Raw genomic sequence first — 4,541 nt, 5'->3', positions numbered from 1 at the left:
TAAATGCTGATCTGCAGCTGTCGTCGAAAGATAAAGAAGGTCTCTTGCTCCGTCAGGCCGAGGTGTTTGCATGAGAATCATGCTTACAGGCGTCAACGGTCAGGTTGGTTGGGAACTCGCAAGAAGCTTGATGCCGCTGGGAGAAGTGGTAGCGTTAAATCGGACTCAGTGTGATCTATCAAGGCCGGAAACTATTCCTCGCATCGTGCAAGAGATAAGGCCGGATGTGATCGTCAATGCAGCTGCCTACACTGCTGTGGACAAGGCGGAAGAAGAAGAGGAGCTGGCGACAACCATCAATGGTACTTCAGTGGGTGTTATCGCCGAGGAAGCTCTAAAGCTAAACGCCCTTCTTATTCATTATTCCACCGATTATGTCTTCGATGGGACGAAGCTAGAACCCTATACAGAAGAAGATATTCCTAATCCCATAAATGCCTATGGGCGCAGTAAGCTTGCCGGTGAAAAAGCTGTTATTCAATCAAGGTGTGACCACTTAATTCTACGCACTACATGGGTTTATGCAGCGCGCGGTAATAACTTTCTTAAAACCATATTACGATTAGCTCAAGAGCGTAAAGAATTACGCATTGTTGCAGATCAGTATGGCGCTCCAACCTGGGCGCGTAATATTGCAGATGCAACAGCTCACATACTGCTTGCTGTACAAAAAGAACGACAGACTGGTGTGGGCGTATCTGGCACATACCATCTCTGCGCTAGTGGAAAAACAACATGGCATGGTTTTTCCAGAGCTATCATTGCGAGAGCCAGTCAATTCGACATTGCAGGAAGAATCAAAACAAGAAGTGTTTTGCCGATTGCTACCGAAGATTACCCACTCCCTGCGCCGAGACCCAAAAATTCACAGATGGACTCAAGTTCACTGGCAACACGCTTTGGAGTGACTATGCCGGAGTGGCATCATGCCATGGCGTTGTGTACGGAAGAGGTACTTGAAGCACAATGAATCCTCATGAAAATCATCCCACCTCATTGATTTTCTTGACCAAAAGCATTTTTCTGCATCGTGAACTCATCATACAGATGACTAAACGAGAAGTAGTGGGCCGTTACAAAGGCTCCTATGCAGGATTGCTTTGGTCATTTATCAATCCAGTTCTCATGTTGGTTGTTTATACTTTTGTTTTTTCCGTTGTCTTTAAAACAAAGTGGGGAATAGGCAATGAAGAAAGTAATACTAGCTTTGCAGTTATATTGTTCGCTGGTCTGATTGCACATGGACTTCTTGCAGAAGTATTAAATCGAGCTCCTGGACTCATCCTCGGTAATATTAATTATGTAAAAAAAGTTGTTTTTCCTTTGGAGATGTTACCTCTTATTAGTCTTGGCTCAGCCATATTTCACAGTTTTGTAAGCCTTGCTGTTTTATTGCTTGCTTTATTTTTTTTGAATGGTTCTTTGTCTTGGACTGTGCTGCTGATTCCCATTGTATTGCTGCCGTTGATCATTTTGATGTTAGGAATTTCCATGGCGTTGGCCTCATTAGGCGTTTATGTTCGTGATATAGGGCAGACGACTGGAATAATTACAACCATACTTTTGTTTCTTTCGCCCGTATTTTTCCCACTAAGCGCTATGCCGGTAAAATACCATTCTTACATCATGGCTAATCCGCTTACGTTTATTATTGAGCAAGCTAGAGAAGTGTTGATTTGGGGTAATCAACCCGATTGGTATGGATTATCCATATATGCGCTAGTTTCGATTAGCATTTTATGGCTTGGGTACGCGTGGTTTCAAAAAACCCGAAAGGGATTTGCAGATGTCCTCTAATGATTTCGTGATTCGTGCAAATAATCTAAGTAAGTGCTATCAAATCTATGATGCTCCTCATGATCGCCTTAAGCAATTTACTTTACCGAGGATGCAGAAATTAGTTGGAATAAAACAAGAACAATACTTTAAAGAGTTTTGGGCACTAAAAGATGTTTCATTCGAAATTAAGAGAGGAGAAACCGTTGGCATCATTGGGCGTAATGGTTCAGGAAAGTCCACGCTGCTCCAGCTCATTTGCGGCACTCTAACACCAAGCAATGGTACTGTAGAAATAAATGGCCGTGTAGCAGCACTTTTAGAACTTGGCTCTGGTTTTAATCCAGAATATTCTGGACGTGACAACATCTACATGTATGCGTCGGTGCTAGGGCTTTCAACCGAAGAAGTCGATAAACGATATGAGAAAATAGTTGCCTTTGCAGATATAGGCGACTTTATTGAGCAAGCAATAAAGACATACTCAAGTGGGATGACTATGCGATTAGCGTTTGCGGTTATAGCGCACGTTGATGCGGATATTCTGGTGATTGATGAAGCACTGGCAGTTGGGGATGCAATTTTTACACAGAAATGTATGCGGTTCTTACGGCGATTTATGGAATTTGGAACGGTATTGTTTGTTAGTCACGATGTGAATGCCATTAATAATATGTGCCAACAATCTATCTGGCTATCTGATGGGGAAATAAGAATGTTTGCTGATGCAGAGAAAGTAAGCAAGGAATATACCCAGTATTGTAATCAGGAAGTCTATGGTGAGAGCGTTAAGCTGAATTCTATAAAAAAACCTAAAGTGCTTGATGATAAAAGTAAGCAAACCAGAAGAAGATGACACTAGAATTAGTTTTTTTGAAGATATAGCAAATTCTGATGGTTGGAAAACGGGTGCGGCTGAGGTCGTTGGGGTCGAGATTATGACCGTTGACGAAAGACCAGTCACATTGGCGGCCGGTGGTGAAAGGGTGCTGCTGATAATACGCGTGAACATTAATCAAACGTTGTTGAGTCCTATCGTTGGGTTTTTCGTAAAGGATAAACTTGGGCAGTCCCTATTTGGTGAGCACACATACACTTATGTGCAGCCGCCTTGTTCCGCCCATGCTGGAGATGTTCTTGAAGCTAAATACATTTTTAACCTACCATTACTTCCTAATGGTGACTATTCTATGACGGTTTCTATTGCTGATGGCACCCCAGAAAATCACACACAACACCACTGGCTGCACGATGCAGTAATTATCCATGTTCAATCAAAAAAACTCCGTTATGGGTTAGTCGGGATACCTTTTGAATCAGTTTCGATGTCAAAAATCTAGAGAATTAATAAGTAAGATGGAGAGTATTTGTAATATACCGACACTCGTAGCATCAGATCGACGTGTTACTGTGGGGAGATTTACATATGGAGAGCCTCGTTTAATGCTGTGGGATGAAGATGAGCGGATTGAGATTGGCTCATTTTGTTCAATTGCTGATAACGTGACTATTTTTGCTGGCGGAGAACATAATTCCGCTTGGGTTACAACCTACCCTTTACGGATAGCATTGGGAGATGAATTGGCTGGAAAAGATGGTCATCCTGCTAGTAAGGGGCCGACCACAATTGGTCATGATGTGTGGATTGGGTTTGGTGCAACTATCCTCTCTGGTGTGACCATTGGTAATGGAGCAATTATTGGTGCTTGTTCCGTGGTGGTAAAAGATGTTCCGCCTTACCAGATTGTAGCTGGAAATCCAGCTGGAATAATTAGGCAGCGATTCAATGACGAACATATTAAGAAATTATGTGATATTCAGTGGTGGAACTGGCCACTAAGCCGAATTAAGAAATATGCCCATTTGCTTTGTGGGCCTGACGTTAATTCATTTATTCAGAAGATTCAGTTAAATGATTTTTGATCACCACATGAATGAACCTGTCTTGATTAATCCTGCCCGATTGAGTTCATCAGCATGGTCAGGACATATACCGTTTGGTTCTACTCTTATAACCTGGCTAAATCCAAGAATATTTGTTGAGTTAGGCACCCATACGGGTAATTCCTATCTCGCTTTTTGTCAAACAGTGGTGGAAAGTAAATTAGGTTCCAAATGCTATGCGGTAGATACATGGTTAGGGGATGAACACTCATTTTATTATGGAGAAGAGGTATTTCAGGACCTTAGTGAATACCATAATAAGCACTATTCAAGATTTTCAACGCTGATGCGGATGACGTTTGATGATGCTGCACCTTATTTCAGTGAAGGCTCCATAGATCTTTTGCATATCGATGGGCTGCATACATATGATGCAGTTAAGCATGATTTTGAAACGTGGCTGCCAAAAATGTCGAAAAATGGCGTCATTCTTTTTCATGATATCAATGTTAGGGAGCGTGGTTTTGGTGTCTTTAAACTATGGGAAGAACTGCAGCAAATCTACCCAAGTATTGAGTTTGATCATTCTTTCGGGCTTGGTGTGTTATTTGTCGGGTCTGCACCATCTGATGAAGTAAAAGCCATCATAGCTGAGTGGTCGAATAAGGAATATGCAGAAAACGCAAAAAAGTTGTTTGCTTTTTTGGGTGATCGCATCGTACAACGACATGAGATAAACACCTTAAATCAGGATTTGGCGAAAAATAAGGGGACTATCGCCAATTTGAATCAGGCCGTAACTGAGCGTGATGAGGAGATCAATGTCCTCAATCAGGGGTTGGCCGAACGTGAAAACAGCATCTCCAATTTGAATCAGGCCA

6 protein-coding genes are annotated in these 4,541 nt (G+C 42.1%); all 6 read left to right on the top strand.

Translation table 11 applies throughout. The features are described 5' to 3' along the window. The first annotated feature begins 70 nt into the window (after positions 1-70). Positions 71-970 (top strand): dTDP-4-dehydrorhamnose reductase, encoded by a 900-nt coding sequence (rfbD, locus tag RIFP1SYM_RS17205; RefSeq protein WP_005966739.1) that lies wholly within the window; start codon positions 71-73, stop codon positions 968-970. Beyond that, positions 967-1,797 carry an ABC transporter permease gene (locus tag RIFP1SYM_RS15860; protein ID WP_005966738.1) on the top strand — a complete coding sequence of 277 codons (831 nt, stop codon included), beginning with the start codon at positions 967-969 and terminating at the stop codon, positions 1,795-1,797. Before rfbD ends, RIFP1SYM_RS15860 begins: the two co-directional genes overlap by 4 nt. After that, positions 1,787-2,632, top strand: a complete 846-nt coding sequence (locus RIFP1SYM_RS18900) for an ABC transporter ATP-binding protein (RefSeq protein ID WP_338063194.1) — start codon at positions 1,787-1,789, stop codon at positions 2,630-2,632. The genes RIFP1SYM_RS15860 and RIFP1SYM_RS18900 overlap by 11 nt, the downstream gene beginning before the upstream one ends. Then, positions 2,601-3,116 (top strand): Wzt carbohydrate-binding domain-containing protein, encoded by a 516-nt coding sequence (locus RIFP1SYM_RS18895; protein WP_338063193.1) that lies wholly within the window; start codon positions 2,601-2,603, stop codon positions 3,114-3,116. Before RIFP1SYM_RS18900 ends, RIFP1SYM_RS18895 begins: the two co-directional genes overlap by 32 nt. Before the next feature lie 103 nt (positions 3,117-3,219). Further along, entirely contained in the window at positions 3,220-3,699 is a 480-nt protein-coding gene (locus tag RIFP1SYM_RS17200) for a CatB-related O-acetyltransferase (RefSeq protein ID WP_270104664.1), read from the top strand. Positions 3,700-3,706: 7 nt separating this feature from the next. Then, a partial coding sequence (locus RIFP1SYM_RS17195; protein WP_240992152.1) for a class I SAM-dependent methyltransferase occupies positions 3,707-4,541 on the top strand: 835 nt, incomplete at its 3' end.

Source organism: endosymbiont of Riftia pachyptila (vent Ph05) (assembly GCF_000224455.1).
Taxonomy (GTDB): Bacteria; Pseudomonadota; Gammaproteobacteria; order Chromatiales; family Chromatiaceae; genus Endoriftia; species Endoriftia persephonae.
This window is presented reverse-complemented; position numbering and strand designations above follow the sequence as displayed.